Origin of the sequence: Streptomyces sp. NPDC127100 (assembly GCF_042724095.1) — a bacterium.
Taxonomy (GTDB): Bacteria; Actinomycetota; Actinomycetes; order Streptomycetales; family Streptomycetaceae; genus Streptomyces.
This window is the reverse complement of sequence record NZ_JBHXFL010000051.1, coordinates 1-25,291: the sequence shown is the minus strand read 5'-3', so window position 1 is coordinate 25,291 and position 25,291 is coordinate 1. Positions and strand designations below refer to the sequence as shown.

The window sequence follows — 25,291 nt, the reverse complement described above, 5'->3', positions numbered from 1 at the left end:
GCTGGTTGCTGACTTCATCGCTTCGTCGTCCTCGTTCGCGGTCAGTGGGAGCCCGACGACGTGTCACGCCGCGGCTCGGTGGGCAGGTCGGTCCCCGACTCTTCCTCTTCGACCTCTCGGTCCGGGCGCCCTGCCCGGTCGGTCTCCCGCCGATCGCCCGGCTCTCCCCGGCCACCAGGACCGCGTCGAAGACCGGCACCCCCACGGGTCATGCCGTTGCGCTCGGCGCCGGTGACGGAAGTACGCGTGGCGGGCTTGCTTGTCACCGGAGCCGACTTGCCCGGGACGGCACGGGAGCCGTTCGCACCGGCGCCCTGCCGCAACGGGGGCTGGGGTGCCCCCACGACGCCCCGCTGCGGCGGGCGACCTGCCGAACTCTGAGGAGTCGCCGACGTGCCGCCTCCGACGACCGTGCCGCGGGGAATCTGCCGTCCGGTGCCCGCGCCCGTGGCAGGGGCTGTCGTGGGCCGGCCTCCGACCACACCGTTGGAGCGGCCTGCGCCGGTCGCCGGTCCTCCAGCCGGCCGTGGCGCGCCTGTGCCACCGGCCCGGGGTGTACCACCGGTCACCCCGCGTCCCATCGGGACCGACCTGGGTCCGCCCGTGGTGCCCCTGGCGGTCGGCTGCCCCGTCGGCGCCGGCTGGCCGAACTGTCGGAGCGGTCCCTGCCCCGGCCCGGTGGGACGACCGGGGAGCGAGTTGCCCGGCCCCGTGGCACGACCGGGGAGCGAGTTGCCCGGCCCGGTGGTACGACCAGGGAGCGAGTTGCCCGTCGCGGGTTTCCCGGTCAGACCCTGAGCCGACACAGGAGCCCGCAGACCGCCGGGTGTGCGCCCGGTCTTCGGTGCCGCGGTCTGGGGCAACGGAAGCCCGTAGCCCTGACCCGGGAAGTTGGTGTTTCCGTTCGCCACCGGAGTGGTGGGCACAGGGGGGGTGTGACCAGTCACGGGTGGCGTGGTGGGGGGAGGCAAAGTGCCGACGCTGTCGATGCTCGTACCCACGCTCGGGAGCGTGGGGGCATCCGGGTAGGAGATCTTGCCGGAAGCCTGCGTGGGCGGCAGCGGCGTGTCCGGGGCCCCATGTGTGCTTGTGTGCCCGGAGGTGAAGCCGGCTGCATGCGGCCCCGAGCCACTTCCCGATTCCGCCCTCTGAGCAGAAGACGTGGGCGTGCTCTGGGGCCAGGTCTCGTAGCCACCGGCGGGCTTCGGGACGCCCACGTCCGGCATGGTCTTGAAGTCCGGCTGGGGCAGTGCCATGAGTTGCTCGTTGGCCACCGCGTAGTAGGACGACAACCGGTTCATCTGGTTGATCGCCTCCTGACGGTTCTTCTCCACGCGGACCGCTTCGGCGTACTCGGCGTTGCCCTCGACCTGCTTGGGCGTCGGGAGTTTGTCCGGCTTCAGCGCCTGGCTCTCCGGCCTCGTGTCGCGGGGCGGCATGGCCTTGCGCACCGCGGCCAGGCCCACGGCGGCGGCGGTGATCTGGTCCCCGGCCCCGCCGGCGAAGTCGCTCAGCCCGTACGTGCTGGTGACGAGCGACCGCCCCCACTTGCGGAAGGCCTCGCCCGACTTGCCGACCCAGTGCACCTTCTCGATGTGGCCGTCCAGTTCCTTGGCGGCCTCCGTGATGGCGTCCCGTGCGTCCCACAGCGCCTTGCCCGAGGACTCGAGGTCCTCCGGGTTGGTCTGCTCGACCAGGTCGATCATGTCGTTCAGACGGTGGTTGTCGAAGTCCGTACGCCCGTGGACCCCCCGTGCGTAGGGCGTGCCCTTCGCCGCCGAACGCACCAGGTTGTCGATGACGCCGCTGAGGAAGCCACCGCCCGGGTGCTCCTCGGCGTGACGCGTGAGGTCCGTGAAGGTGTTCTGCCCGGAGACCCGCTCCAGATCCTGCTCGTGCTGCTTGTCGGTCATCACAGGTCCCCGGTGGTGTTGTCGCCCTGAGCGCGCTGCTTGCCGTCCCCTGCGTCCTGGATGCCCTTGATCTGCGTCTGGATCGCCCAGAAGCGACGGCGCTGCTCTTCTTCGAGGTTGTCGAAGCCCACGTGCGCACCCCGGACGGCGATACCGATCGCCTCGATCTGCAGGTGCAGGGTCTTGGACAGAGAGGTGAGCTTCTCGTGCACCTGGTTGTACTGCAGGTACAGGGCATGCGCCTCGGGGAAGGCGGACGGGTTCCCCGCCAGCGACCCGGGTTTGATCGTCTGCGCACCGACTCGTGCCGGGTTGCCGGGCGAGCCCTCCAGACCGGTCAGGACCCCGTCCACCCGTTTGACGAACGTGCTCAGTGCCTCGCCGGTGACCTCCAGGTTCGCCGCCCTGGCTGCCGACACGCCCCCCACCATGTCCGCTGGAAGCACGCCGCTCCCTCCCCGTTCCCCGTAGCTTCATCGCTGTGGCCGGCCGGCCACTCGCCCCCGCGATCGCAAAGCGGGTCGCGCGCGTTTTGCGATCACCACTGTAGTCAACGGGTACGACAGGGCCAACCGGGAAGTGTGCTAGTCCAGTTACAAAGGTGCCTCGGACATGACACTTGGACCGATATGGCGGTCGAGGGCGGGGCGGCACTCGGTGACCCAGCCGTCCGGCAGCGGACTGGCGCGCCACGGTCGCAGCCATGTGGTTAAAGCGTCAACGATGTGCTGTCCCGTTAGACGCCCACGCGGGCGCGGACCGTCGCATCACTCGGAGGAGTGCACCGGGACGGAGTTGGACGGTGCACTCCTTCGGGACGCACTGCGAGCAGGAGGCCCGAGGCGTCGTGCTTGAGGCCGTCCACTGCTCCGCCATTCATCGACCGGCGGATCTCCCCGAAACTTCACCTCCGCAATCACCCCACGATGGGCGAGAGCCGGGAGAATGGCCAGGACGCCGATATGGCGTACACCCGGCGAGCGGCGCAGACCCGCGTGAGATGTCGAGTGTCTCGTGGTCGCGGACTGCCCCGCCAGTTGCAGTGAGGCGAACCGGACACGGGAGTACAGCGTCCCCGGTTCGCTATGCGGCCTTGCGGTTGATCAGGGCGCACTCTCTCAGCTGCTTCCGCCAGGAACATAGATCAGCTACGAGGCGAAGAACCCGGCCCCCAGCCGGGTGCGTTGCGTGGACGTAAGAGGACCGCGCGACCTCACCGCTCCCCCCGCCGTCGGCGGCGGGCGTCTCTGAGGGCGACTGCTGTGCCGCTCAGGCCCGCTACCAGGACGAGGCCGCCGACGACCACGTAGGTGCCCACGCGGGTGTTGCGTTCATCGGCCGTCTCGCCGAAGTGCAGCGGGGGTACCGAGGGGGCCTCGGCCGGGAGTACGCCCCGGTCGGGGGTTGGGGACTCCACGGGGTGGGCCGGGTCGACGTCCGTGAGGGCCTTGACCGGGTCGATCACGCCCCAGCCGACGAGGCGGTCGTGGCCGGGGATGGAGCGTTCGGCCGTCTGCTCGATCTGGGCGACGATCCGGGCGGCCGTCCACTTGGGGTACTTGGCCTTCAGGAGGGCGGCCACGCCGGCCACGTACGGGGCGGAGAAGCTCGTGCCGTTGTCCGAGCAGTGGCCGCCGCCGGGGACCGTGGAGATCATGTCCACGCCGGGGGCCGCCACGCCGATGAACTCGTTCGACTGGGAGAAGGACGCGCGTTCGTTGTTGCGGTCGGAGGACGCCACGGCCAGGACGCCCTCGTAGGAGGCCGGGTAGGTGACCTTGACGTTGCCGCCGAGGCCGTCGTTGCCGGCCGAGGCGACGACCACGACCTGTTTGGCCAGGGCGTAGTCCACCGCCGTCTTCAGAGTCTCGCCGGGCTCGACGGCGTTGGCCGTGTCCTGGGAGATGTTGATGACGTCGGCGCCCGCGTCGACGGCGTACCGGATCGACTCGGCGAGGGTCTTCGCGGTGCCGTTGCCCTCCGCGTCGTTCTGCTTGACGGGGATGATCGTGGCCTCGGGGGCCAGGCCGACGAAGCCGGTGCCCTTGGCCGGGCGGGCGGCGATGATGCCGGCCACGCGGGTGCCGTGGCCGACGGCGTCCGTGGTGCCCTGCGCGTTGCCCCGGTCGATCTCCTCGCCCTTGGAGTTCTTGGCGGGGAGGTAGTTCTTGCCCCTGGACACATCGACGGCGGCGGTGAGCTGCGGGTTCTTGACGTCGACGCCGGTGTCGATCACCGCGACCTGTACGCCGGCGCCCTTCGACTGCTCCCACAGCTCGTCGAGGTTGACGCGCTGCAGGGACCACGGCCGGCCCTCGTACTTCTTCGACGGGAACGTGCACTGTCCGCCGTCGTCGGCTCTGGCCTCGGGCGCCGGGAGGGCGCACACCGCCGTACCGGCGAGGAGCGTCGCCGCGAGGACGGTCGTCGCCGTACGGGGGATCCTGTGGAAGCGGCTGTCGCGCTGCATGTCCTCGCCGTTCTCCTGGGCTGCCACCGCTACGAGCCCTGAGGCTGCCGGGCCGCCGCTTCCGACAGGCGGGGGCCGGTGGGCAGGAACGTCGACCAGTTCACCGGAACGGGGGACGGCTCCACCTTCTCGTAGCCGAGGCGGGTCTGGGCGATGCGGGCCTCGTTGAGCTGCTGCTCGCGCTGCTTCTCGGAGGTTCCGATGCCCTTGTCGTCGGTGGCGCTGTCGTTGTTGGACTGCAGGGCGTAGCGCAGCCCCGTGTCGGTGACGAGGAAGACCCCGCCCGCCTTGGTCTCGGTGCCCTGGAACTGCCGGTAGAGCTGTCCGGAGCCCGGCGTGACGTAGGCGCTGGAGGAACCGGTGGGCAGCTGGGCGGGGAAGTCCTTGCCCGCCCAGGTGGACAGGGTCGTCGTGCCGTTCTTGGCGTCCACCGCGCGCAGGACGTTGCAGACGGTGTTGCGGCCGGCGGTGGCGGAGGAGCCGTCGTTGACCGTCTGGGGCCGGTAGAGCGGCCAGTTGCGCTGTCCCTCGAAGTCGGTGCTGTCGACGACCGCGCCGGGGCTGACCTGCTGTGCCTCACCGGCCTGTCCCACGCCGACGAGGTCACCGCTGTTGAGGAGCAGGGTGGCGGTGAACTCCGAGATGCGTGCCACGGCGCCCTGCAGGACCACGTAGTACTGCATGCGCCGGCCGTCGTAGGCCTTGATGACCATGCCGACCTTGTCGTACTGCCGGAGCATGTCGGAGGCTCCCGCGGCCGCGCCCGGCGTGCCCTTGATGTCGGGGATGGCGATCGGATCGCCCTTGTGGAGAGTGTCGAGCCAGTCCTGGGAGACGCGCTGCGGGGCGCGGCCCTGGGTGTCGAGGGCCTTGAGGACCTCCTTGTCGGCCGGGTTCGCCAGCGGGTAGGCGTACCCGCGCGAGTCGACCACGTACTGCTTCTTGCCGTCCGGGCCGACGACGTACATCAGCTCGCCACCGGTGACCCGGTCCGCGCCCTCGGTCCGGGACCACTCCTTGCCGGCGAGGACGAACGCCGCCTTCTGGATGGCCCGGCCGCCCGGTCCGGGGCGTTCGCAGACCGCCCACCGCATGGCCTTCTCGGCCTCTTCGGGCGAGGGCAGGCGGTCGGGCGCGTAGGGGATGCCGATGGTGGCCCCGTGCGGCGGGTCGCCGCTGTCCAGCACGTCCTCGGCGACGGTGATGACGCTGTCCTTGTCGGGGTCCAGCAGGAGCTTGGCGGACGCCATGTTGAGGACCGGGTGCAGCTGCGTCTCCCCGCCCGTCTTCAGAACGACGTACCGGGTCGTGGACTTGCTGGCCACGATCACGTGCGCCCCCGGCTCGTCCCAGCCCTTCGGGGCGGTCGGGCTGAACATGCCGATGGCGCCGAAGACGGCGAGGACGACCACCCCGACGATGAGGCTCGGCACGACCGCTCGGAGCGGCTTGGGCGCTCCCTCCTCCGAACCCGAGGGAGAGGGTTGCAGGAAGGACGCGAGAGTGCGGCGCTTCGCGAAGGTGTAGGCGTTCAGTTCATCGCGCCGTGATGCCATCTGTGTTCGTTCTCTCCCCGTACGAAGCCATGGAGACCGATGGAGCGGCAGTGCGGACCACTGACGTCCGCCCCCGTCCCGGTCGCCTCTGGAACCTCGGCTGTCAGACCCGGCCCCTACTATGCCTGTTGCACAGTGGTGCGCGCGGCACGGGTAGGGTGCTGAAGCCTCGCCGCCTGCTGAGTGCGGTGATTTTCGGGACAGTTCGGGGGTTTTGCAGTGATGGCTTCCGCACCGCGAACCCGGTCGCGATCGCAATCCGCGGCGCGGCGGGCCGACGCGGCGCCGACCAGCGGTGGTGCCGCGCCCGCACGCGGCTCCTCGTCCGCTCGCGGATCCGTCACGCCGCACCTGCAGGCGCGTTCGGGGCGTGGTGGCTCCTTCGCGCTGCAGCGGCTGGTGATGCTGGAGCTGGCCGCCGCGCTGGTGGTGTGCGGCTGGCTCGTCGGCCCCGCCGCGCTGGTGCCGGCGGGGGTGGTCGCCGGCATCCTCGCGCTGCTCGCCGTCGTACGCCGGCGCGGGCGCTCCCTGCCGGAGTGGCTGGGCAGTCAGCTGGCCCTGCGTGCCCGGCTGCGCAAAGCGGCGGGCACCGCGCTGCCGGCCGGGGTGGACTCCAGCCTGGCTCCCGCCGTGGAGTGCGAGCCGAACCTGCGGACCTACCAGTACAGCCACCGGGACGACCACGACCGGCGCCCGGTGGGCATGGTGGGCGACGGGGGCTTCCTCACCGCCGTGCTTCAGGTGGAGGCCGACGCCGGCGCCCTGCGCGCCGAGCGGGGACGCACGCCGCTCCCTCTCGCCCTGGTGCGGGACGTGCTCGACGTGGACGGCATACGTCTGGAGTCGGCTCAGGTCGTGGTGCACACCCAGCCCGCGCCCGCTCCTCATCTGCCGCAGCAGTCGGTCGTGGTGACGAACTACGCGCAGCTCCAGGCGGAGACGGCCTCCCCCGCGGTGCGGATCATGTGGATCGCGCTGAAGCTCGACCCCGAGCTGTGCCCGGAGGCGGTGGCCGCACGCGGCGGCGGGCTCCTCGGGGCGCAGAAGTGCCTGGTGCGCGCGGCCGGGCATCTGTCGAGCCGGCTGACCGGCGCCGGGTTCCGGGCGAACGTGCTGACGGAGGAGGAGCTGTCGGCCGCGATCGCCACCTCGGCGTGCGCCAACCCGATGGTGACCTCCCAGGCCGACCAGGGGGACGCGCCCCGGCGCCGGACCGAGGAGTCCAGCCGCAGCTGGCGCTGCGACAACCGGCGGCACACCACCTACTGGGTGCGGCGCTGGCCGCAGCTCGGCGGCTCCGGTGTCGCGCTGCCGCAGCTGGTGGCCCGGTTGACGGCGGTTCCCGCGCTGGCGACGACGTTCAGTCTGACGCTGGCCCGCAGCGGGCGCCAGGACGTCGCGGTCACCGGGCACGTGCGGGTCACCGGCCGCAGCAGCACCGAACTGTCCGACGCGCGGCGGGCCCTGGAGCGTGCGGCGCGCCAGGAACGGACCGGGATCGTCCGTCTCGACCGCGAGCAACTGCCCGGTGTGCTCGCCACGTTGCCGCTCGGAGGTGCCCGCTGATGGCCATGACCACCACATCGACGACACCTGCCCGCCCCGCCGGTGGCGGCGGCGGACCCGAGGGTGGCCTGCGGGAGCGGCTGCGCACCGGGTTCGGGCTGCTGGGGCCCCGGCATCCGCGGCACACGCTGTCCCTCTCCCAGATCGACGCGCTGGCCCTGCCCGTCGGGGACGACGGCGTCGTCGTCGGTGTGGACGCCGAGGGGCAGCCCGCCGTTCTCGGGGTGAACCGCCCGACGCCGTTCGACATCCTGTTCATCGGCGGTCTGTGGACGGCTCAGGTGCTGGCGCTGCGTGCGGCGGCGACCGGCGCGCGGGTCACGGTGGAGACCGGCAGACCCGGACACTGGGCGCAGGTCGTCCAGGCGGTCGGCGGCGGCCAGTCGGGGATGACGGTGCACGACGTGGGCCGGGTGCCGCCGCAGGGCGCCTCGGCGATGGGGCCGGTCCTGGTGATCCGGGACTGCGGCATGCGGCCGCCGCGGGGCCGGGTGGCGTCGGCACCCTGGCAGTCGGTGCTCACGCTGCTGCCGTATCTGAGCCCGGTGGCGCCGCGTCTGATGCGTCAGGCGCGCCTGGTGGGCGTCCAGCGGGTCTCGCCGGACGAGGCCGTGGAGATCGGGCGCGGGGCGCGGCTGCCTCGCGCCGAGTACGAAGCCCTGCCCACGCTCGCCGACGGCGTCACCCTGTGGTGCACGGAACGCGACCGGCAGTACGTGATGACGCAGCCGACGGATGCCGAGGTCGGCCTGCTGGGCACCCCTCGCCGGATGGACTGACCGACCGTCTTTCGACCGTTTTGGGGCCTCACGTCACCTGTGCGTGCCCGTCCTCGCCGGGGGGTGCGGCGAGATTGGCGGGCGGGGCTGCCGGGGTCGTGCCCGTGGTGATTAGGCTGGGTCCCGGCGCTGCGCCAGAACCCGTGGACGGGGCGTCGGCGTCCCAGGGGGAGAGCCGGTGGAGCGGACGACCTCGAACGGCCTCGGACAACTGCGAATGACAAGCAAGGGTCGCCCCAGCACGGCGTGAGGGTGCTCGACCACACCAGGAGGAACTGTGAGCAGCGACCGGGACGGGAACCGCGGGGGCTGGGCGACACCCGGCGACGACCAGCCCGACGCGGAGTCCGCGATCGAGACGACGGGCGAGTTCACCATCGACTACGCGCCGCCTGCCTGGTACACGCAGAACGCGTCCGGTGACACCGGGCAGGGTCAGGGGGCCGGTTCGCCCGGCGGCGCCGCCTCCCCTCCGCCTGCTCCCCAGCCCCCGTCCCAGGGCGCCTTCACGCCGCCGCCTCCGCCGGCGACGAGCACGCCGTACGCACCGCCCGCCCCGACCGCTCCTCCCGTCGCCGGGTCGGCCGGGGTGCCCGGTCTTCCGGTCGGGAGCGGCTTCGAGCCCCAGCAGCAGCCGGCCCAGGCCGCGACCGGCCGCGAGCCGGATCCGGAGCCGGAGGTCCGGCAGCCGGTGCAGCCGGAGCCGCGGGTCGAGCCCGAGCCCGGCAACGGTGACCTCGAGAGCGGCGCCACCATGCGGTTCTCCGCCGCCGCCCTGAAGCGGGAGTTCGCGGAACTCGCCGCCGCCGACGAGGCGCGGCAGGAGCAGGCGCGGCAGCAGGCCGAGCGGGAGACCGCCGCCGGCGGGACCGCGGCCGGGGAAGCGACCGGCGCCGAACCGGCCGCCTCCGCCGCCGCGTCCGACGCGTCCGCCGCCTCTGACGCCGAAGCGACCGACGAGGCCGCCGCGGACGACGCGACGCCGGAGCCGGCCGCCGTGGACGACGACGCGGTGGAGCCCGAGCACACCGCCCACGGTGCGGACGAACTGCCGGACGGGGACGGTGAGGTCGGCGACGACGGCCCCTCCGCCGAGGCCGCCGACGCTCCGGACGCGGCCGGTGGCGTCGAACCCGACGCGGAGCCCGGTCCGGCCCCGGTCGCCGAGTCCGGCCCGGCGGTTCCGGCCGACCCGGCGGCTTCGGCCGACCCGGCGGCTTCGGCCGACCCGGCGGCTTCGGTCGACCCGGCGCCGCAGGACAGCAGCGCTTCTCAGGACACGGCACCGCAGGACACCGCTGCCGTCGGCGGACCCCCCGCGGCGCCGCACGGTGTGCCGCCGCTGCCTCCGTCGTACCCTCCGGCCGCGCCCGCCGCGGCCCATCACTGGCCCGCGCAGCCGCAGCCGGCGCCCGCCGCGCCCGGGCAGCCGGACGCACCAGCGCAGCAGCCCTCCTTCCAGCCCCAGGCCCCGCAGCCGGCGCCCGCCGCGTGGCACCCGCAGACCGGTGCGCCGATGCCTCCCGGTCAGGGACCCGGGCAGCCCGCGGCGCCGGCGGGTTACGGCTTCCCGCCGCAGGGCGCCACTCCCCCGGCGACGGCCCAGCCCCCGGCACCGCAGCCGGGCGGCGCCGCACCGCAGCCGGGCCACCCGGGCGCCATGCCCGCCGCGGCCGGCTACGGCTTCCCCCAGCAGCCCGCCCCGCACGGACAGCAGCCGCAGCCCGGCGGTTACGGCTTCCCGCAGCAGGGTGCCCCGGGCACCCCACCCGCCGCCGGCTACGGCTTCCCGCAGCCGACCGCACCGCACGCGCAGCAGCCGCAGCCCGGCGTGCCGCACCAGGCGCACCATGCGCACCAGCCACACCAGCCCCACCAGGCGCAGCAGTTGCCGCCCCAGGCGCAGCCCGGCCAGGTCCCGCAGCCGCCGCAGTCGGCACAGCCGGCACAGCCCGAGCAGCAGCACCAGCCGCAGCAGGCCCAGCCCCAGCCCCACCCGCAGCAGCCGGCCGATCCACGGCTCGGTACCGCGTGGCCGCAGCCCATACAGCACGACCAGCGACAGCCCACCAACCCGGGCGCCGCGCCGCTCGGTTACACGGCGGCCGTCGAGCTGTCGTCGGACCGGCTGCTCAACAACAAGCGGCAGAAGGCGAAGAGCAGCCGCCCGGCGGCCGGCGGCTCACGGTTCAAGCTGGGCGGCAAGAAGGAGGAGGCCGAGCGGCAGCGGAAGCTCGAGCTGATCCGCACACCTGTGCTGTCCTGCTACCGCATCGCCGTCATCAGCCTCAAGGGCGGTGTCGGCAAGACCACCACGACCACCGCGCTGGGTTCCACGCTCGCCACCGAGCGGCAGGACAAGATCCTCGCGATCGACGCCAACCCGGACGCCGGCACGCTCGGCCGCCGGGTGCGCCGCGAGACCGGGGCCACCATCCGTGACCTCGTCCAGGCGATCCCGTACCTCAACTCGTACATGGACATCCGGCGGTTCACCTCCCAGGCGCCGTCCGGGCTGGAGATCATCGCCAACGACGTCGACCCGGCCGTGTCCACGACCTTCAACGACGAGGACTACCGGCGTGCGATCGACGTCCTGGGCAGGCAGTACCCGGTCATCCTGACCGACTCGGGCACCGGTCTGCTCTACAGCGCCATGCGCGGGGTGCTCGACCTCGCCGACCAGCTCATCATCATCTCGACGCCGTCCGTGGACGGTGCCAGCAGCGCCAGCACGACGCTGGACTGGCTGTCCGCCCACGGGTACGCCGACCTGGTGTCCCGTTCCATCACCGTCATCTCCGGGGTCCGCGAGACCGGCAAGATGATCAAGGTGGAGGACATCGTCGGCCACTTCCAGACGCGGTGCCGGGGTGTCGTGGTGGTGCCGTTCGACGAGCACCTGGCGGCCGGCGCCGAGGTCGACCTCGACATGATGCGGCCGAAGGTGCGGGAGGCGTACTTCAACCTCGCGGCCATGGTCGCCGAGGACTTCGTCCGCCATCAGCAGTCCCACGGCCTGTGGACGTCCGACGGCAACCCGCCGCCGGTCGCCGCGCCGCCCATGCCGGGCCACGAGTTCCCCGGCCAGCCGATGCCCGGTCAGCCGATGCCAGGTCACCCCGTACCGGGGCAGGGCGTGCCCGGGCAGCAGCAGCCGTACCCGGGGCAGCCCTACGGACAGCCGGGCGCGGGGCAGTACGCGCCTCAGCCCGGGATGCCCCAGCCGGGACAGCCCCAGCCGTACGGGCAGCCCGCGCACCAGCCGGGTCAGCCCCAGCCGTACCCGCAGCAGCCCGGGCAGCCGTATCCGCAGCAGCCCGGCCACCCCCACCAGCCGCAGCCCCCGCAGGGCCGGACCCCGCCCCCGCCTCCACCGCAGCAGTGAGCCGGCGGTCCCCGGGCCCGCGTCGTCATCCGACGGCGCGGGCCTTCGCGCGTTCGCGGTCAGAACCGGCGGGAACGCGCCGCCACACTCTCACCTGCAAGGCGTCAGTGGTCTCCACCAATGTGGGCGAAGCTGCGGTGAACTCGCCGTTTCCGCAGGCCACATGGGGTTTGACACACCGTTGACGGGCGCAGACTGCCGCTGATAGACACACACTTCATTGCGTCGGCGCCAACCGATCAAGCTTCACCCAAGGCTGCTCAAACCCGTTCAAGTCTGTTCGCATCTGTTCAAGCCCGCCCCGTGCGGTACGCCGAGCGAGCGTCCCGCGCGAGTGATGACGCGAGGTCTCCGAACCATGAACACACAGGATCAGCACGGCAGAGGACCTATCGGCTCCCGTCTGAGGAGGACGCGGCTGCTGGCCGCCGCGGGTGCCGCGGCCCTCGTCCTCGCGTCCGGCGTCGCCGCCCCGTCCGCCTCGGCCGGACCGCGGAGCGGCCCGGTGCAGGCCAAGGAGGGCGAGCAGGGCGACAAGGTCCTCACCGTCGCGGTCGCGCAGAGCGTCGACTCGCTCAGCCCCTTCCTCGCGGTGCGGCTGGTCAGCACGAGCATTCTCCGGCTGACGTACGAGTACCTGACCGGCTACGACCCCAAGGACAACCACGTCACCCCGGGCCTGGCCACGCAGTGGCAGTCCTCCCCGGACAAGCTGACCTGGACCTACACGATCCGCTCCGACTCGAAGTGGTCGGACGGCCGGAAGGTCACCGCCGAGGACGCGGCGTGGACGTTCAACAAGATGATGACCGACGACGGCGCCGCCACCGCCAACGGCAGCTTCGTCACCAACTTCGAGAAGGTCACCGCGCCCAGCCCCACCCAGCTGGTGATCCGGCTGAAGAAGCCGCAGGCCACGATGACCGCGCTCGACGTGCCGATCGTGCCCAAGCACGTGTGGGAGAAGGTCGGGGACTTCTCCGAGTTCAACAACGACAAGGCCTTCCCCCTGGTGGGCGACGGGCCGTTCGTCCTCACCGACTACAAGCCGGACAGCTATGTGCGGCTGAAGGCCAACAAGGACTTCTGGCGGGGCGCGCCGAAGTTCGACGAGCTCGTCTTCCGGTACTACAAGGACCAGGACGCCGCCGTCGCCGCGCTGCGCAAGGGCGAGGTGTCCTTCGTGGCCGGGTCCCCGTCACTGACGCCCGCCCAGGCCGACTCGCTCAAGGGCGACAAGAACATCCACGTCAACGACGCGCCCGGCCGCCGCTTCTACGCCCTCGCCACCAACCCGGGCGCACAGGCCAAGGACGGCACGAAGATCGGTGACGGCCACCCTTCGCTGCTCGACCAGCGGGTGCGGCACGCACTGTTCATGGCGGTGGACCGCAAGGCGATCGTCGACAGGGTCTTCCGGGGGCACGCGGTCCAGGGCGAGGGCTACATACCCCCGCGCTTCTCCTCGTACTTCTGGAAGCCCGCGGCGGACCAGGAGCTGGCCCACGACCCGGACGCGGCGGGCAAGCTGCTCGACGAGGCGGGTTACCGGAAGAACGCCGACGGCAAGCGCGTCGGCAAGGACGGCAAGCCGCTCAACTACCGGGTGCTGTGCCACGCCACCGACCCGAACGACAAGGCGGTCGGCAAGTACCTCCAGGAGTGGTGGGGCGAGCTCGGCATCGGCACCACCCTCAACTGCCTCGACAACGTGACCGACCCGTGGCTCGCCGGCACGTACGACCTCGCCTTCGACGGCTGGTCCGTCAACCCGGACCCCGACTTCGTGCTGTCCATCCACACCTGCGCCGCCCGTCCGCAGACGCCCAAGGACACCGGCGCCACGGACAACTTCATCTGCGACCCGACGTACGACGGCCTGTACGCCAAGCAGCTCGCCGAGTACGACCCGGCCAAGCGGGCCGACCTCGTCCGGCAGATGCAGTCGCGGCTGTACGACCTCGGCTACATGAACGTCATGGCCTACCCGAACGCCGTCGAGGCCTACCGCACGGACCAGATCGCGTCGATCACCACGATGCCGTCCGGGGCGGGCAACATCTACGGCCAGGACGGCTACTGGAGCTGGTGGTCCGCCGTCCCCGCGGACTCCGGGGACTCCTCCGGCGACTCCTCGTCGACCGGCGTGGTGATCGGGATCGTCGCGGGCGTCGTCGTACTCGTCGGCCTCGGGGTGCTGGTCGCGGTGCGTCGCCGCGCGACGGCGGAAGAGCGTGAGTAGGCGGGCCGTGCGGCGCGCGTCCACGACCGGCCGAACGTCCACGACCAGGCTCGGGTGCCCATGACCACGGAAGCGACATCCTCCCCGCTCGGGGGTGCGGCCGCGGCCGGTCCGGTGAAGTCCGGGCCGGCCGGGGCGGGGCGCGCCCCGCGGGCCGGCGGCGGGACAGCATATCTGCGGTACGTGGCCGCCAAGCTGGCCGGTGCGGCCGTCTCGCTGTTCGCCGTCCTCGTCACCAGCTTCTTCCTGTTCCGGCTGATCCCGGGCGATCCGGTCAAGTTCATGACCGGCGGCCGCCCGGTGTCCGCGGAGCAGATCGCCGCCTACCGGCGGGAGTTCGGACTCGACCTGCCGATGTGGCAGCAGTTCACGCAGTACTGCGGCAAGGCGCTGACGGGAGACCTGGGGACCTCCTACCAGTTCCACGGTCCCGTCGTCGACAGGATCACCGAGGCGCTGCCGAACACGCTGCTGCTCACCGGCACGGCCTTCGTGCTCTACACGGCCCTGGGCATCTTCCTCGGCACCCGCTCCGCGTGGCGGCACGGCCGGCTCGGCGACCGGGTCAACACCGGGCTGGCACTGACCCTCTACTCCATCCCGTCCTTCTGGCTGGGGCTGCTGCTCATCATCGTGCTGTCGGTCGGCGTGGGCCCGATCCCGGGGATGTTCCCGACCGGGGGCATGGAGTCCGGCGGCGAGGAGGGCTTCGCGTACGTCGTCGACGTCGCCCACCACCTCGTCCTGCCGGTGCTGACGCTGGTCGCGGTCGAGTACGGGCAGACGCTGCTGGTCACCCGGTCGGCGCTGCTCGACGAGATGGGCGGCGACTATCTGACCACGGCACGCGCCAAGGGCCTTAGGGACGACCTCGTACGGCGCCGGCACGCCGTGCCGAACGCACTGCTGCCCACCGTGACCCTGATCTTCGTCAACCTCGGCCGGACCGTCGCGGGTGTCATCCTCGTCGAGACGGTGTTCTCCTGGCCGGGGCTCGGCGGGCTGTTCTACCAGGCGCTGAGCGTGCCCGACCTGCCACTGGTGCAGGGGCTGTTCTTCGTCTTCGCCTCGGCGGTGATCCTGATGAACACCCTGGCCGACCTCCTGTATCCGCTGCTCGACCCGAGGGTGGGCCGATGACCGCCGAGACCGCACCGCCGCTCGGCCCGCGCACGCTCGCGTGGCAGCGCCGCCGGGCCTCCGCCGCACGCTTCTGGAAGGAGTACCGGCGGCACCGCGCGGGCCTGTTCGGGCTCGCCGCGCTGGTGCTGTTCGGGCTGATCGCGCTGACCGCGCCGCTGACCGTCGGGTCGGACGTGCAGAGCGTGACCGACGCCCCCGGGCAGCCGCTGGAGGGGCCCAGCGGCCGGTTCCCGCTGGGCACCGACCAGTTCGGGCGGAACCTGCTGGGGCTGCTGATCTGGGGCTCGCGCGTCTCGCTGCTGGTGGGACTGCTCGCGGCCGTGCTGTCGGTGGCCATCGGGGCGCTGATCGGCATCACCGCCGGGCACTTCCGCGGCTGGTACGCCACGGTGATCATGCGGGTCACGGACTGGTTCCTGGTGATGCCGACGCTGGTGCTCGCCATCGTGCTCGCGACCGTCATGTCCCGTTCGCTGGGCACCATCGTCCTGGCGATCGGCGTCACCACCTGGCCGACGACCGCACGGCTGGTGCGGGCCCAGACGCTGGCGGTGGAGTCCCGGCCCTACATCGAGCGCGCGAAGGCGCTCGGCGGCGGGCACGGGCACATCATGTCCCGGCACGTGCTGCCGAACGTCATGCCGCTCATCCTCGCCCAGACCACCCTGATCATCTCCTCGGCGATCCTCGCCGAGGCCACCCTGGCGTTCCTGGGGCTCGGCGATCCCTCGGTCGTGTCGTGGGGCGGGCTGCTGCAGGACGCGCGGGAGGCGGGCGCGGTCAGTTCCGGCGACTGGTGGTACCTGGTGCCGCCGGGCATCGCGATCGCGGTCGTCGCGCTGGCGTTCACGCTGTGCGGGCGTGCGGTCGAGTCCATTCTCAACCCCAGGCTGGGAGTGTCCCGTTGACTCTGCTCGACGTCCGGAACCTGGAAGTGACGTACCCGGGCGGCGCGGCCGCCGTACGCGGGGTCGACCTGAGCCTCGCCGCGGGCGAGAAGCTCGGCATCGCGGGCGAGTCCGGCTGCGGCAAGTCGACGCTCGCGCTGGCGCTGCTGCGGCTGCTGCCCGCCGGCACCCGGGTCGGCGGCGAGATCCTCCTCGACGGGGAGGACGTGCTGACCATGAAGTGGGGCCGGGTGCGGGCGGTGCGCTGGGCCGGGGCGTCGATCGTCTTCCAGGGCGCGATGCACTCCCTCAACGCCGTGCACCGCGTCGGCGACCAGATCGCCGAACCGATCCTGCTGCACCGCGGGGCGACCCCGGCGAAGGCGCGGAGAAGGGCCGGTGAGCTGCTGGAGCAGGTGGGTCTGCCGGCGGCGCGGGCGTCCGCCTACCCGCACGAGCTGTCCGGCGGGCAGCGGCAGCGCGTGATGATCGCGATGGCGCTGGCCTGTGATCCGCGTCTGATCGTCGCCGACGAGCCCACCACGGCGCTCGACGTGATGGTCCAGGCCCAGATACTCCGGCTGATCGAGGAGCTGGTGAGCGAGCAGGACGTGGGACTGGTCATGATCAGTCACGACCTGGCCGTCCTCGCCGACACCTGCGACCGGCTCGCGGTGATGTACGCGGGCCGGGTGGTCGAGGAGGGCCCTGCGCGACTGGTCTACGACGATGCCCGCCACCCCTACGGCAGGGCGCTGTCGGAGGCGTTCCCGAGGATCGGCGACCCGCGGTCGCGGTTCGCGCCGCGCGGGCTGCCGGGCGATCCGCCCGACCCCGCCGCCGTGCCGTCCGGCTGCGCCTTCCACCCCCGCTGCCCCGTCGCCCTGGACGTCTGCGCCACCGACGACCAGGTGCTGCGCGGGGCGGGGGCGGACCGGCGGGCGGCGTGCGTGCACGTGGCCGGGGGAACACCGGCGGCCACGGACGAGCCGGAAGTGAGGAGCGGTACCGCATGACGACCACGCCATCGCTGCTGAGCGTCGAGGGCCTGCACGTGGCCTTCCCCGGCCGGCACGGCGCACCGCCCGCCCGGGCCGTGGACGGGGTGGACCTCGACATCCGGCCGGGCGAGATCGTGGCGCTGGTCGGCGAGTCCGGCTGCGGCAAGACGACGCTGGCCCGTTCCCTGCTGGGCCTGGTCCCGCCGACCTCGGGCCGCGTCACCTTCGACGGGGCGCCGCTCGACTACTCCTCGCGCGCCCTGAAGGCCTACCGCAAGCGCGCCCAACTGGTCCTCCAGGACCCGAGCGGCTCCCTCAACCCGCGGCACACGGTCTACGACGCCGTCGCCGAGGGACTGCGCATCCACGGGTACGGCGGTGACGAACGGGCGGCGGTCGCCGGCGCGCTGGCCCGGGCCGGGCTGCGGCCGCCCGAGCGCTTCTTCCTGCGCTATCCGCACGAGCTGTCGGGCGGCCAGCGCCAGCGGGTCGTCATCGCGGGCGCGCTGGTCCTGGAGCCCGAACTGCTCGTCGCCGACGAGCCGGTGGCCTCCCTGGACGCCTCGGTGCGCGGCGAGATCCTCGCGCTGCTGCTGCGGCTGCGCACCGAGCTGGGACTGTCCGCGCTGGTGGTGACCCATGACCTCGGGCTGGCCTGGAACATCGCCGACCGGGTCGCGGTGATGTACCTCGGCCGGATCGTGGAGACGGGCGAGGTCGAGCGGGTGCTGACGGCACCGCGCCACCCGTACACCCGGGCCCTGCTGTCCGTCCTGCCCGAGGCCCCGGGAGCTCCGGTGGTCCTCACGGGCGAGCCGCCGGACCCGTCCCGGGTGCCCGCCGGCTGCCGCTTCCACGCCCGCTGCCAGGTCCTGGCGAGCGGCGAGGCGTCCCGCGCTGGCGTCGCCGACGCGTGCCGGACCCGGGACCCGGGGATCCTCCGGGGCGGCGGTGCGGCGCAGGTGGCCTGCCACTGGGCGCGGGCGCGGGAGGAGGCCGGCGCGGCGGAGGCCGGGACCGCGCCGTCCGGGGACGCCGTCGCCCCCGCGGTGGACTGACCGGGCGGGGGGCGCGGGGCGGTGCGGAGCGGGGTCAGGCCCGCTTGTCGTCCGCCGCGATGAGCTCGCGGCACTCCTGGACGTCCTCGGCCATCCGCTCGAGGAGCGCGTCCAGCGTCTCGAACTTCGCCTGGCCCCGGACGAAGGCGAGGAAGTCCACGGCGACGTGCAGCCCGTACAGGTCGAGGCCGACGCGGTCGATGGCGTACGCCTCCACCGTGCGTTCGGTGCCCTCGAACTGCGGGTTGGTGCCGACGGAGATCGCGGCGGGCATCGCCTCGCCCTGGGCGTGCAGCCGGCCGGCGTAGACGCCGTCGGCGGGGATCGCGGTGTGCGGCAGGGTCTCGACGTTGGCCGTGGGGAAGCCCAGCTCGCGGCCGCGCTGGGCGCCGCGGACTACCACGCCCTCCACCCGGTGCGGGCGGCCCAGGATCTCGGCGGCGCCCCGGACGTCGCCCTCGGCGACCAGGCGGCGGGTCAGAGTGGAGGAGAACGGTTCACCGCCGCCCGCCTCGCCGGACACGTACAGGTCGACGACCTCGACCTCGAAGTCGTAGATCCGGCCCTGCTCGGCGAGGAAGTCCACGGTGCCGGCGGCCTTGTGGCCGAAGCGGAAGTTGGGGCCCTCGACGACGGCCCTGGCGTGCAGCTTGTCGACGAGGACCTTGACCACGAAGTCGGCCGCGGAGAGCTTCGAGAACTCCTTCGTGAACGGAAGGATCAGCACCGCGTCCACACCCAGCTCGGCGCAGAGTTCGGCGCGGCGGTGGTGCGGGGCGAGCAGCGGCGGGTGGCTGCCGGGGCGGACGACCTCGCTGGGGTGCGGGTCGAAGGTGACGAGGACGGCGGGGACGCCCAGCTCACGGGCGCGGTCCACGGCGTGCTTGATGATCAGCTGGTGTCCGCGGTGGACTCCGTCGTAGGAGCCGATGGTGACGACGCTGCGCCCCCAGTCCTCGGGGATGTCCTCCAAGCCACGCCAGCGCTGCACTGTGTCTGCTCCTTGTCGCACACTCGTCGGAGTCGAAGCCTTCGATGCAGGTCTAAGGGTGCCATGCCGGGGCCCTCCCGCCCGCATCGGCATGGGTGCTGTGACCGGCCGCACGCCGCGCCGCGGGGGTGGTCAGGCGGGGATCCGGGTGCCCGCGAGGCCCTCGATCGTGCGGCGTGCGCTCGGGCCGACCAGGGCCGCCCACTCCTGGGGGGCGTCCGCCAGCCATCCGGTCAGGCGTTCGGCGAACCCGGGGAGGTGGCGGGCCAGGTCGACCAGGGCGCGGTCGAGGCGGGTGGTGCCGTCGGGGGTGCGGACCAGGAGCAGGGCGGTGCGGTGGACGAGGGCCCGCCGGTCGCCGCACCGGGACGCGGCGCGCAGGAGCGCGTCCAGGACGGCGGGGTCGTCCTCGCGGGCCAGGAGGTGTTCCCGCAGCTCCCGGCGGAGGGAACCGGAGGCGGGCGCGCCGTCGGTGGCGAGGACGCCGGCCAGCGCGGACCGCACCGGCTCCGGTCCGCCGTCCAGCAGTCCGGTGACCAGCGGGAGGAGTACGCCCCGGGCGGCGGGGCCCTCATCGAGGCGCCGGTCGGTGTAGGCGGCCACGTGTCCGGCGGTCTCCGGCCGTTCCGTCACGGCCTGGGCGATCAGTGCGGCGACCCGGCGGGCCAGCCGGGGGGTGGTGGCGTCGACGAGTCTGCGCAGCGCCTCCCCGGCGTCCGGGCCGCACAGCCGGGCCCGGAAGGCGCGGAGCACCGGATCGGGGTGGGTCGGCAGGGCGGCGGCCACCGCGCTCGGGGGCAGATACGGGTCGCCCGCGGCGAACTGCTCCAGGGTGCGCGGCAGGTGCCGGTCGCGGCTGCCCGGGTCCTGGACGAGCAGGGCGAGGGCGCCGCCGTGCAGCAGTCCGTCGGCGGGGCGGGTGAGGAGGACGAGGGCGGCGTGGCGCAGCAGGGTGCGGTCGGCGGCGGTGCGCGCGTGGGGCGCGGCGCGCAGCCCTTGGACCACGGCGGTCGTGTGCCGGGCCGGCCGGTCGTCGCGGGCCCACCGGTCGACGGCCCGGCAGACGGCGGACGGCTCCTCCTCGGCCAGTACGGCGAGCAGTTCGTCGGCCCGCCGGTGGGCGCTGTCGGCGAGCACCTCGGTGAGGCCGTCCAGGCCCCGGTGGCGGTGGGTGTGGAGCAGCGCCTGGGCGGCGGTCGCCACGGTGGCGTGCGGGGCGGCGGGCAGCGGCCGCTCGTCGTCGAACCAGCGGACCAGGAGCGGCTGTACGGTCGCGGGCTCGGCGGCGAGCAGCCGGGCGGCGGTGTCGAGGTGCCGGGGGCCGGGTTCGAGCGGGGCGCCGTCGGCGAGGACGAGGCGGCGCAGCAGGTCGAGACGCGTGGTGTCCGGCAGCCGCAGCCCCGTCCAGAAGGCGGGCCCGAACTCCGCGGGCACGGGGTGCCCTTCGCCCCGCCGCTCCGCGATGCCGTCGGCGAGCAGGCGCAGCACCTCCGTGTACGGCGCCGCGTCCGGTACGCGGGTCAGTGTCCCGGCGAGGAGCCGGCCGGCCCACCAGGAGTGCGGGTCGGCGTCCAGGGCGTGCGCGAGCTCCTCCAGGGTCAGGGCGAGCTGGGGAACGCCGTGCTGGCGGCCGAGGTGCAGCAGGGCCTCGACGACGGGGCCGATGCGGTGGTGCGGGACGGGGAGGGTGCGGGGGTCGTGCGGGCCGTGGCGGTCGTGGACGAGGACGCGCAGGGCCTCGTCCAGGTCGAGGTGGGTGCCCTGGATCCAGTCGGCGAGCTCCTCGTGCGCGAAGCGGTAGCCGCTGCCCGCGGACACGAGGAGGCCCTCGGCGAGTACGGCGTACGCCCAGCCGGTGCCGCCGCCGAGCCGGGCCGGCGCCGGGCCCCAGGGGAACACCGCCCCGAAGGACTCCGGGTCCAGCTCGCCCTGCCCGGGGCCGAGGCTGCGCCGGGCGGCCTCGTGGACCTGGCCGGAGACCCGGGCCGCGAGCCGGCGCACGGCGGTGCCGCGCAGGCCGTTCTCCGCGGCCAGCCGGGTCGCGACGCGCAGGCACATCAGGTCCAGGTAGGCCCCGAAGACCGCGTCGCGGTCGGTGCGGACGGTCGGCGGAGGGCCGGGGAGGACCGCCTGGACCTCGGAGAGCAGGCGCAGGGTGAGGGGGTGGCGGCCGTCGCCGTCCGACAGGGTGCCCTCCGCGATCCGGTACCGCGCCCGCGCTTCCCGCGCCTCGTCGTCCCGCAGGTCACCGAGGTGCACACAGGGCGGCAGCGCGACGGTTCCGACGCCGGCGGGTGGTGCGGGGCGCTCGGCGTCCGCGGCCGGCCGGGGCGCCCCGGGCCGCCCGGATGCCCTGCCGCGGACCCCCGGGCCCCTCCCGGCCCCGTCGGCACCGTCTTCGTCACGGGCACCCACCGGAACAGCCCCGGCACCCCCGGCACCGGCCTCCGGCACGCGACCCGCCTCGATCCGCCCGGCACCACCCGCCGAGTCAGCCCCGAGCCCGCCGTCGCCGGGCCTCGCCACACCCGCACCCAACCTCACGGTGTCGCCCCCTGCCTCCGGCCCCGTACCGGGCCGGCCTCCGTCGCCCGACGCGCGCGTCACCGCGACCGCGCCGTCCATCCCCCGTCGCGCGCCCAGGGCGTCCCGCCCGCTCCCCCGCAACCGGACATCCCCTGGCCGCTCCGTGCCGGGCAGCGGACAGGGCACCGGCCCCGCATCGCCGGGCCTCGCCCCCTCCGCTGTCCCGGGCAGCTCCCCCGCCGTCGCCCCGACCGCCCTGTGCAGCACCTCCCGTGGGAACTCCGCCCCCGCCCGCTCCCAGTACTCGGCCCGGCACGCCACGACCAGCCGTGCTCCCGTCTCCCGGAGCCATGCCGTCGTGCCCTCGGTCCACTCGGCGAGGCGGTGGGCCAGGACCGGCGGCATCTCCTCGGGGCCGTCGAGGAGGATCAGCAGGGGACGGCCGGCGGCGCCGGCGACGCGGGCGAGGCGTTCCGGGGAGATGTCGCCGGCGCCGGCCACGACGCGCGCGGCGCGGGCCAGTGTCCTGCGCGCGGCGTCGGCCACCGACGTGTCGTCGTCGCACAGTCCGGCGCCCCGCAGCCACAGCGTGGGCGCGGCCTCCGGGCCCCGGGAACGGCGGGCGGCGAGGGCCGCCAGCTCGGTCGTCCGGCCGCTCCCGGGCGCGCCGACGAGACCGAGGACCTGGGCCGGCCCCCCGCTGCGGGCGGTGAACGCGGCGAACTCGCGGGCGGGCACGGCCCGTCCGACCGGCTCGGCGGTCCCCGGGGCGTCCGACCGGTCCGCCGGATCCGGTGGCCGTACCGGCCGCGCTCCCTCCGGGCCGTCCCACCGCACCGACGCCGTCGTGAGCTCGAGCGTGCCCGCCGTATTGAGGTCGGCGCCGTACGCCGGAACCGTCCGCGCGTTCTCGGCGAGCAGGTCGGCGAGGGGGCCGGAGGCGGCGCGCAGCGGCACGGCGAAGCCGACGTCGCGGTGCCCGGAGGTGAGGGCGGTGCCGAGGACCCCGAGGACGGCACCGGTCCCGACGTCGAGCACGGGACCGCCGGCCGCGCCGCCGCCCAGCCGCAGCGCGTCCCGCCCGGCCGTGCCGACCGCCAGCTCCAAGGCGCCCCCGACGTGGTGGAAGCGGTCGGTGGCCGTGTAGGTGACGCCGGTGGTGCCGAGGACCCGGGCCTCGCGCCAGCAGCCTGCGGCGATCCGGACGTAGGTCCCCGCCTCCACCCGGTCCCGCACGGTGACCGGCAGCGGTTCGGTGCCGAGTCCCCCGGCGCGCACGAGAGCCAGGCCGAGGCCGGGCAGGGGGGTGACGTCCGCGGCGGCCACGACCAGGCGGCGGTCGCCGGCGGTGCGCAGGACGAGCCGGGTCAGTCCGTCGACCGCTTCGTGGCTGGTGATCACCGTGCCGTGGTGGTCGGCGGCGAATCCCGTGCCCCGGGGGCGGCCGGCCAGGTCGTGGATGCGGACCAGGGGGCCGTCCGCTCCGTCGGGCGACGGCCGGGCACCGTCCTGCGCGCCCGGAAGGTCGTCCCGCGACAGCCGCCGTGCGCTGCCGCCCGCCTCCCGGGACCGGTTCCGCGACGCCATCGCCGCACCTCCCCGCCGTACCGCCGTACACCCGTGCTCCGTTTCGACGGTAGGCACGTGAAGATCGGCGGGACAGATCGCCTCGCGAACGCGCCCCCTTCCGCTCCCCCGGTTCACTCCGAGCGCCTGCCCGGACGGGTGAACAGAAGGGAGGGGCTGGATACACCTAGGGGTGGGGGAACCGAGGGGGACCGTGGAGCGGCGGACGTGGCAGTCCTCGTGACCGCCGCTCCACGGACGGGAGTTGACAGGGCGTGGGCTCAGCCGAAGACGGCCAGGCTCTTCGCCTTGCCCCGGTGCTCCTCCACGAGCGCGACGAAGCGGCCCTCGGGGTCGAAGACGGCCACGGCACCGGCGCCCGCGTAGGTGTCGGGCATCTCCAGCCGCACCCCGTTGAGGAGCAGCCGGGTTCGCTTGGCGTCCACGTCCCAGCGCGGGAAGGCCGCGGCCGCCGCCTCGGCGACCGGCATGACCGTGAGGTCCTGCTGAAGCTGTTCCAGCGTCCTCGCGCCGTCCAGCTTGTACGGGCCGACGCGGGTGCGGCGCAGCGCCGTGAGGTGGCCGCCCACACCGAGGTCGGTGCCGAGGTCGCGGGCCAGGGCGCGGATGTAGGTGCCGGAGGAGCAGACCACCGAGACCACCAGGTCCAGCACCGGGGTGCCGTCCTCGGCGACGGCGTCCCGGACGTCGTACACCGTGAAGGAGGAGACGGTGACGGGACGGGCGGGGATCTCGAACTCCTCGCCCTCGCGCGCCCGCTTGTAGGAGCGCACGCCGTTGATCTTGATGGCGCTGACCTTGGACGGCACCTGCATGATGTCGCCGGTCAGCTTGGCGACGGCGGCGTCGACGGCCTCCCGGGTGACCTTCGAGGCGTCCTGCGACCTCGTGATCTCGCCCTCGGCGTCGTCCGTCAGCGTCGTCTGCCCGAGCCTGATGGTGCCCAGGTACTCCTTCTCGGTGAGGGCGAGGTGCCCGAGGAGCTTGGTGGCCCGCTCCACGCCGAGGACCAGGACGCCCGTCGCCATCGGGTCGAGCGTGCCGGCGTGCCCGACGCGCCGCGTCCGGGCGATGCCCCGCATCTTCGCGACGACGTCGTGCGACGTGAAGCCCGACGGCTTGTCGACGATGACAAGGCCGTCGGGCGTGGTGTGCTTGTCGGTCATTCCGCGGTGTCGTCCGTCTCGTCGTCCTCGGCGCCCGGCTTCTTGTACGGGTCCGCCTCGCCGGCGTACGCGGCGCCCGCGGACACCTCGCGCACCTTCGCGTCGGACTGGCGCGCCTTGTCGAGGAGGTCCTCGATGTTCCGGGCGGTGTCCGGGAGGGCGTCCATGACGAAGGTCAGGGTGGGCGTGAACTTCACGCCGGCCGCCTTGCCGACCTCGGAGCGCAGGATGCCCTTGGCGCTCTCCAGCCCGGCGGAAGCGGCCTTGCGCTCCTCGTCGTCCCCGTACACCGTGTAGAAGACGGTCGCCTCCCGCAGGTCACCCGTGACCCGGGTGTCCGTGATGGTGACGTGCGAGCCGAGCCGCGGGTCCTTGATCCCGCGCTGCAGCTTCTGGGCCACCACCTCTCGGATGAGGTCCGCCAGCCTTTTCGCCCGCGCGTTGTCGGCCACTGGTCCGTCTCCCGTTCTTTCCTGTCTCTGTTCCTGGGCTGGGTAAGTCAGTCGTCCTCGCCGTGGAAGCGCCGTCGCACCGACAGCAGTTCCACCTCGGGACGGGCGGCGACCAGCCGTTCGCACCGGTCGAGCACGTCGGTCAGGTGCCCCGCGTCCGCGGAGACCATGGCGAGGCCGATACCGGCTCGCCGGTGCAGGTCCATGTTCTCCACCTCGGCCGCGCTCACGGCGTACTTCCGCTGGAGCTCGGCGACGATCGGGCGGACGACGGACCGCTTCTCCTTCAGCGACCGTACGTCGCCGAGGAGGAGGTCGAAGGACAGCGTCCCCACGTACATGTGTGTATCCGGATGACCCGCCGGCACGGGATCGATGGCCCCGCCACTGGTGTGGGCAGGGACATCAAGAACGGTACCCCGATCCGGCCGGAGGCTCGACGGGGTTTCCCCGCCGGCCGCCCGGCGCCGCGGCGGGGTGCCGCAGACAGCGGCCGGGGGGGGGGGGGGGGGCGGGCCGGCCGCCCCGCCCCGGCCGCCCGCGGGGGACCCCCCCCCCCACACGCC

General features: G+C 73.6%; 17 protein-coding genes. 8 read left to right on the top strand and 9 right to left on the bottom strand.

Features of this window, described 5'->3' with window-relative positions; genetic code table 11:
- Positions 1–41: 41 nt before the first annotated feature.
- The 4 genes from ACFWJB_RS31035 to eccB form a co-directional block, all read right to left on the bottom strand.
- Positions 42–1,913, bottom strand: a complete 1,872-nt coding sequence (locus ACFWJB_RS31035; RefSeq protein WP_386926364.1) for a hypothetical protein — start codon at positions 1,911–1,913, stop codon at positions 42–44.
- Positions 1,913–2,359, bottom strand: coding sequence for a hypothetical protein (locus tag ACFWJB_RS31030; protein WP_385465568.1), 447 nt, complete (start codon positions 2,357–2,359; stop codon positions 1,913–1,915). The genes ACFWJB_RS31035 and ACFWJB_RS31030 overlap by 1 nt, the downstream gene beginning before the upstream one ends.
- 767 nt (positions 2,360–3,126) lie before the next feature.
- Positions 3,127–4,383: a type VII secretion-associated serine protease mycosin gene (gene mycP / locus ACFWJB_RS31025; protein ID WP_386926380.1), complete on the bottom strand. Its 1,257-nt coding sequence runs from the start codon at positions 4,381–4,383 to the stop codon at positions 3,127–3,129.
- A 29-nt stretch (positions 4,384–4,412) separates the two neighbouring features.
- Positions 4,413–5,939, bottom strand: a complete 1,527-nt coding sequence (gene eccB, locus ACFWJB_RS31020; RefSeq protein ID WP_385465571.1) for a type VII secretion protein EccB — start codon at positions 5,937–5,939, stop codon at positions 4,413–4,415.
- A gap of 222 nt (positions 5,940–6,161) precedes the next feature.
- On the opposite strand from eccB, the gene eccE reads away from it, so the two are divergent.
- The 8 genes from eccE (at position 6,162) to ACFWJB_RS30980 (ending at position 18,003) form a co-directional block, all read left to right on the top strand.
- Complete coding sequence (gene eccE, locus ACFWJB_RS31015; RefSeq protein WP_385465574.1) at positions 6,162–7,505, top strand: type VII secretion protein EccE; 1,344 nt, start codon at positions 6,162–6,164, stop codon at positions 7,503–7,505.
- Between the two features lie 5 nt (positions 7,506–7,510).
- Positions 7,511–8,284 (top strand): hypothetical protein, encoded by a 774-nt coding sequence (locus tag ACFWJB_RS31010; protein ID WP_385465577.1) that lies wholly within the window; start codon positions 7,511–7,513, stop codon positions 8,282–8,284.
- Positions 8,285–8,561: 277 nt separating this feature from the next.
- On the top strand, positions 8,562–11,672 hold the full coding sequence (locus ACFWJB_RS31005; protein WP_386926360.1) for an SCO5717 family growth-regulating ATPase: 3,111 nt from the start codon (positions 8,562–8,564) through the stop codon (positions 11,670–11,672).
- 358 nt (positions 11,673–12,030) lie between these two features.
- On the top strand, positions 12,031–13,914 hold the full coding sequence (locus tag ACFWJB_RS31000; protein WP_386926358.1) for an ABC transporter substrate-binding protein: 1,884 nt from the start codon (positions 12,031–12,033) through the stop codon (positions 13,912–13,914).
- Between the two features lie 60 nt (positions 13,915–13,974).
- Positions 13,975–15,054, top strand: a complete 1,080-nt coding sequence (locus ACFWJB_RS30995) for an ABC transporter permease (RefSeq protein ID WP_386926356.1) — start codon at positions 13,975–13,977, stop codon at positions 15,052–15,054.
- Positions 15,051–15,965: an ABC transporter permease gene (locus tag ACFWJB_RS30990; protein ID WP_386926354.1), complete on the top strand. Its 915-nt coding sequence runs from the start codon at positions 15,051–15,053 to the stop codon at positions 15,963–15,965. The genes ACFWJB_RS30995 and ACFWJB_RS30990 overlap by 4 nt, the downstream gene beginning before the upstream one ends.
- Positions 15,962–16,960 (top strand): ABC transporter ATP-binding protein, encoded by a 999-nt coding sequence (locus tag ACFWJB_RS30985; protein ID WP_386926352.1) that lies wholly within the window; start codon positions 15,962–15,964, stop codon positions 16,958–16,960. The genes ACFWJB_RS30990 and ACFWJB_RS30985 overlap by 4 nt, the downstream gene beginning before the upstream one ends.
- Entirely contained in the window at positions 16,957–18,003 is a 1,047-nt protein-coding gene (locus ACFWJB_RS30980) for an ABC transporter ATP-binding protein (protein ID WP_385465595.1), read from the top strand. The genes ACFWJB_RS30985 and ACFWJB_RS30980 overlap by 4 nt, the downstream gene beginning before the upstream one ends.
- 34 nt (positions 18,004–18,037) lie before the next feature.
- On the opposite strand, the gene ACFWJB_RS30975 is transcribed toward ACFWJB_RS30980, so the two are convergent.
- The 5 genes from ACFWJB_RS30975 to ACFWJB_RS30955 all read right to left on the bottom strand — a co-directional run bounded on the left by ACFWJB_RS30975 (position 18,038) and on the right by ACFWJB_RS30955 (position 25,066).
- Complete coding sequence (locus tag ACFWJB_RS30975; protein WP_385465598.1) at positions 18,038–18,994, bottom strand: bifunctional riboflavin kinase/FAD synthetase; 957 nt, start codon at positions 18,992–18,994, stop codon at positions 18,038–18,040.
- A 132-nt stretch (positions 18,995–19,126) separates the two neighbouring features.
- Positions 19,127–23,107 carry a hypothetical protein gene (locus tag ACFWJB_RS30970; protein ID WP_386926349.1) on the bottom strand — a complete coding sequence of 1,327 codons (3,981 nt, stop codon included), beginning with the start codon at positions 23,105–23,107 and terminating at the stop codon, positions 19,127–19,129.
- A 260-nt stretch (positions 23,108–23,367) separates the two neighbouring features.
- Positions 23,368–24,273 carry a tRNA pseudouridine(55) synthase TruB gene (gene truB / locus ACFWJB_RS30965; protein WP_385465603.1) on the bottom strand — a complete coding sequence of 302 codons (906 nt, stop codon included), beginning with the start codon at positions 24,271–24,273 and terminating at the stop codon, positions 23,368–23,370.
- Positions 24,270–24,725 (bottom strand): 30S ribosome-binding factor RbfA, encoded by a 456-nt coding sequence (gene rbfA, locus ACFWJB_RS30960; protein ID WP_385465606.1) that lies wholly within the window; start codon positions 24,723–24,725, stop codon positions 24,270–24,272. Before rbfA ends, truB begins: the two co-directional genes overlap by 4 nt.
- A 47-nt stretch (positions 24,726–24,772) precedes the next feature.
- Positions 24,773–25,066: a DUF503 domain-containing protein gene (locus ACFWJB_RS30955; protein ID WP_385465609.1), complete on the bottom strand. Its 294-nt coding sequence runs from the start codon at positions 25,064–25,066 to the stop codon at positions 24,773–24,775.
- Positions 25,067–25,291 lie beyond the last annotated feature (225 nt).

What these genes read in the sequence shown, in the direction of transcription:
- ACFWJB_RS31035 (WP_386926364.1), bottom strand. Translation starts at nt 1,913, where the DNA reads ATGACCGACAAGCAGCACGAGCAGGATCTGGAGCGGGTCTCCGGGCAG.
- ACFWJB_RS30980 (WP_385465595.1), top strand. Translation starts at nt 16,957, where the DNA reads ATGACGACCACGCCATCGCTGCTGAGCGTCGAGGGCCTGCACGTGGCC.
- ACFWJB_RS30990 (WP_386926354.1), top strand. Translation starts at nt 15,051, where the DNA reads ATGACCGCCGAGACCGCACCGCCGCTCGGCCCGCGCACGCTCGCGTGG.
- mycP (WP_386926380.1), bottom strand. Translation starts at nt 4,383, where the DNA reads ATGCAGCGCGACAGCCGCTTCCACAGGATCCCCCGTACGGCGACGACC.
- ACFWJB_RS31000 (WP_386926358.1), top strand. Translation starts at nt 12,031, where the DNA reads ATGAACACACAGGATCAGCACGGCAGAGGACCTATCGGCTCCCGTCTG.
- ACFWJB_RS30995 (WP_386926356.1), top strand. Translation starts at nt 13,975, where the DNA reads ATGACCACGGAAGCGACATCCTCCCCGCTCGGGGGTGCGGCCGCGGCC.
- eccE (WP_385465574.1), top strand. Translation starts at nt 6,162, where the DNA reads ATGGCTTCCGCACCGCGAACCCGGTCGCGATCGCAATCCGCGGCGCGG.
- truB (WP_385465603.1), bottom strand. Translation starts at nt 24,273, where the DNA reads ATGACCGACAAGCACACCACGCCCGACGGCCTTGTCATCGTCGACAAG.
- eccB (WP_385465571.1), bottom strand. Translation starts at nt 5,939, where the DNA reads ATGGCATCACGGCGCGATGAACTGAACGCCTACACCTTCGCGAAGCGC.
- ACFWJB_RS30955 (WP_385465609.1), bottom strand. Translation starts at nt 25,066, where the DNA reads ATGTACGTGGGGACGCTGTCCTTCGACCTCCTCCTCGGCGACGTACGG.
- ACFWJB_RS30970 (WP_386926349.1), bottom strand. Translation starts at nt 23,107, where the DNA reads ATGGCGTCGCGGAACCGGTCCCGGGAGGCGGGCGGCAGCGCACGGCGG.
- ACFWJB_RS31010 (WP_385465577.1), top strand. Translation starts at nt 7,511, where the DNA reads ATGACCACCACATCGACGACACCTGCCCGCCCCGCCGGTGGCGGCGGC.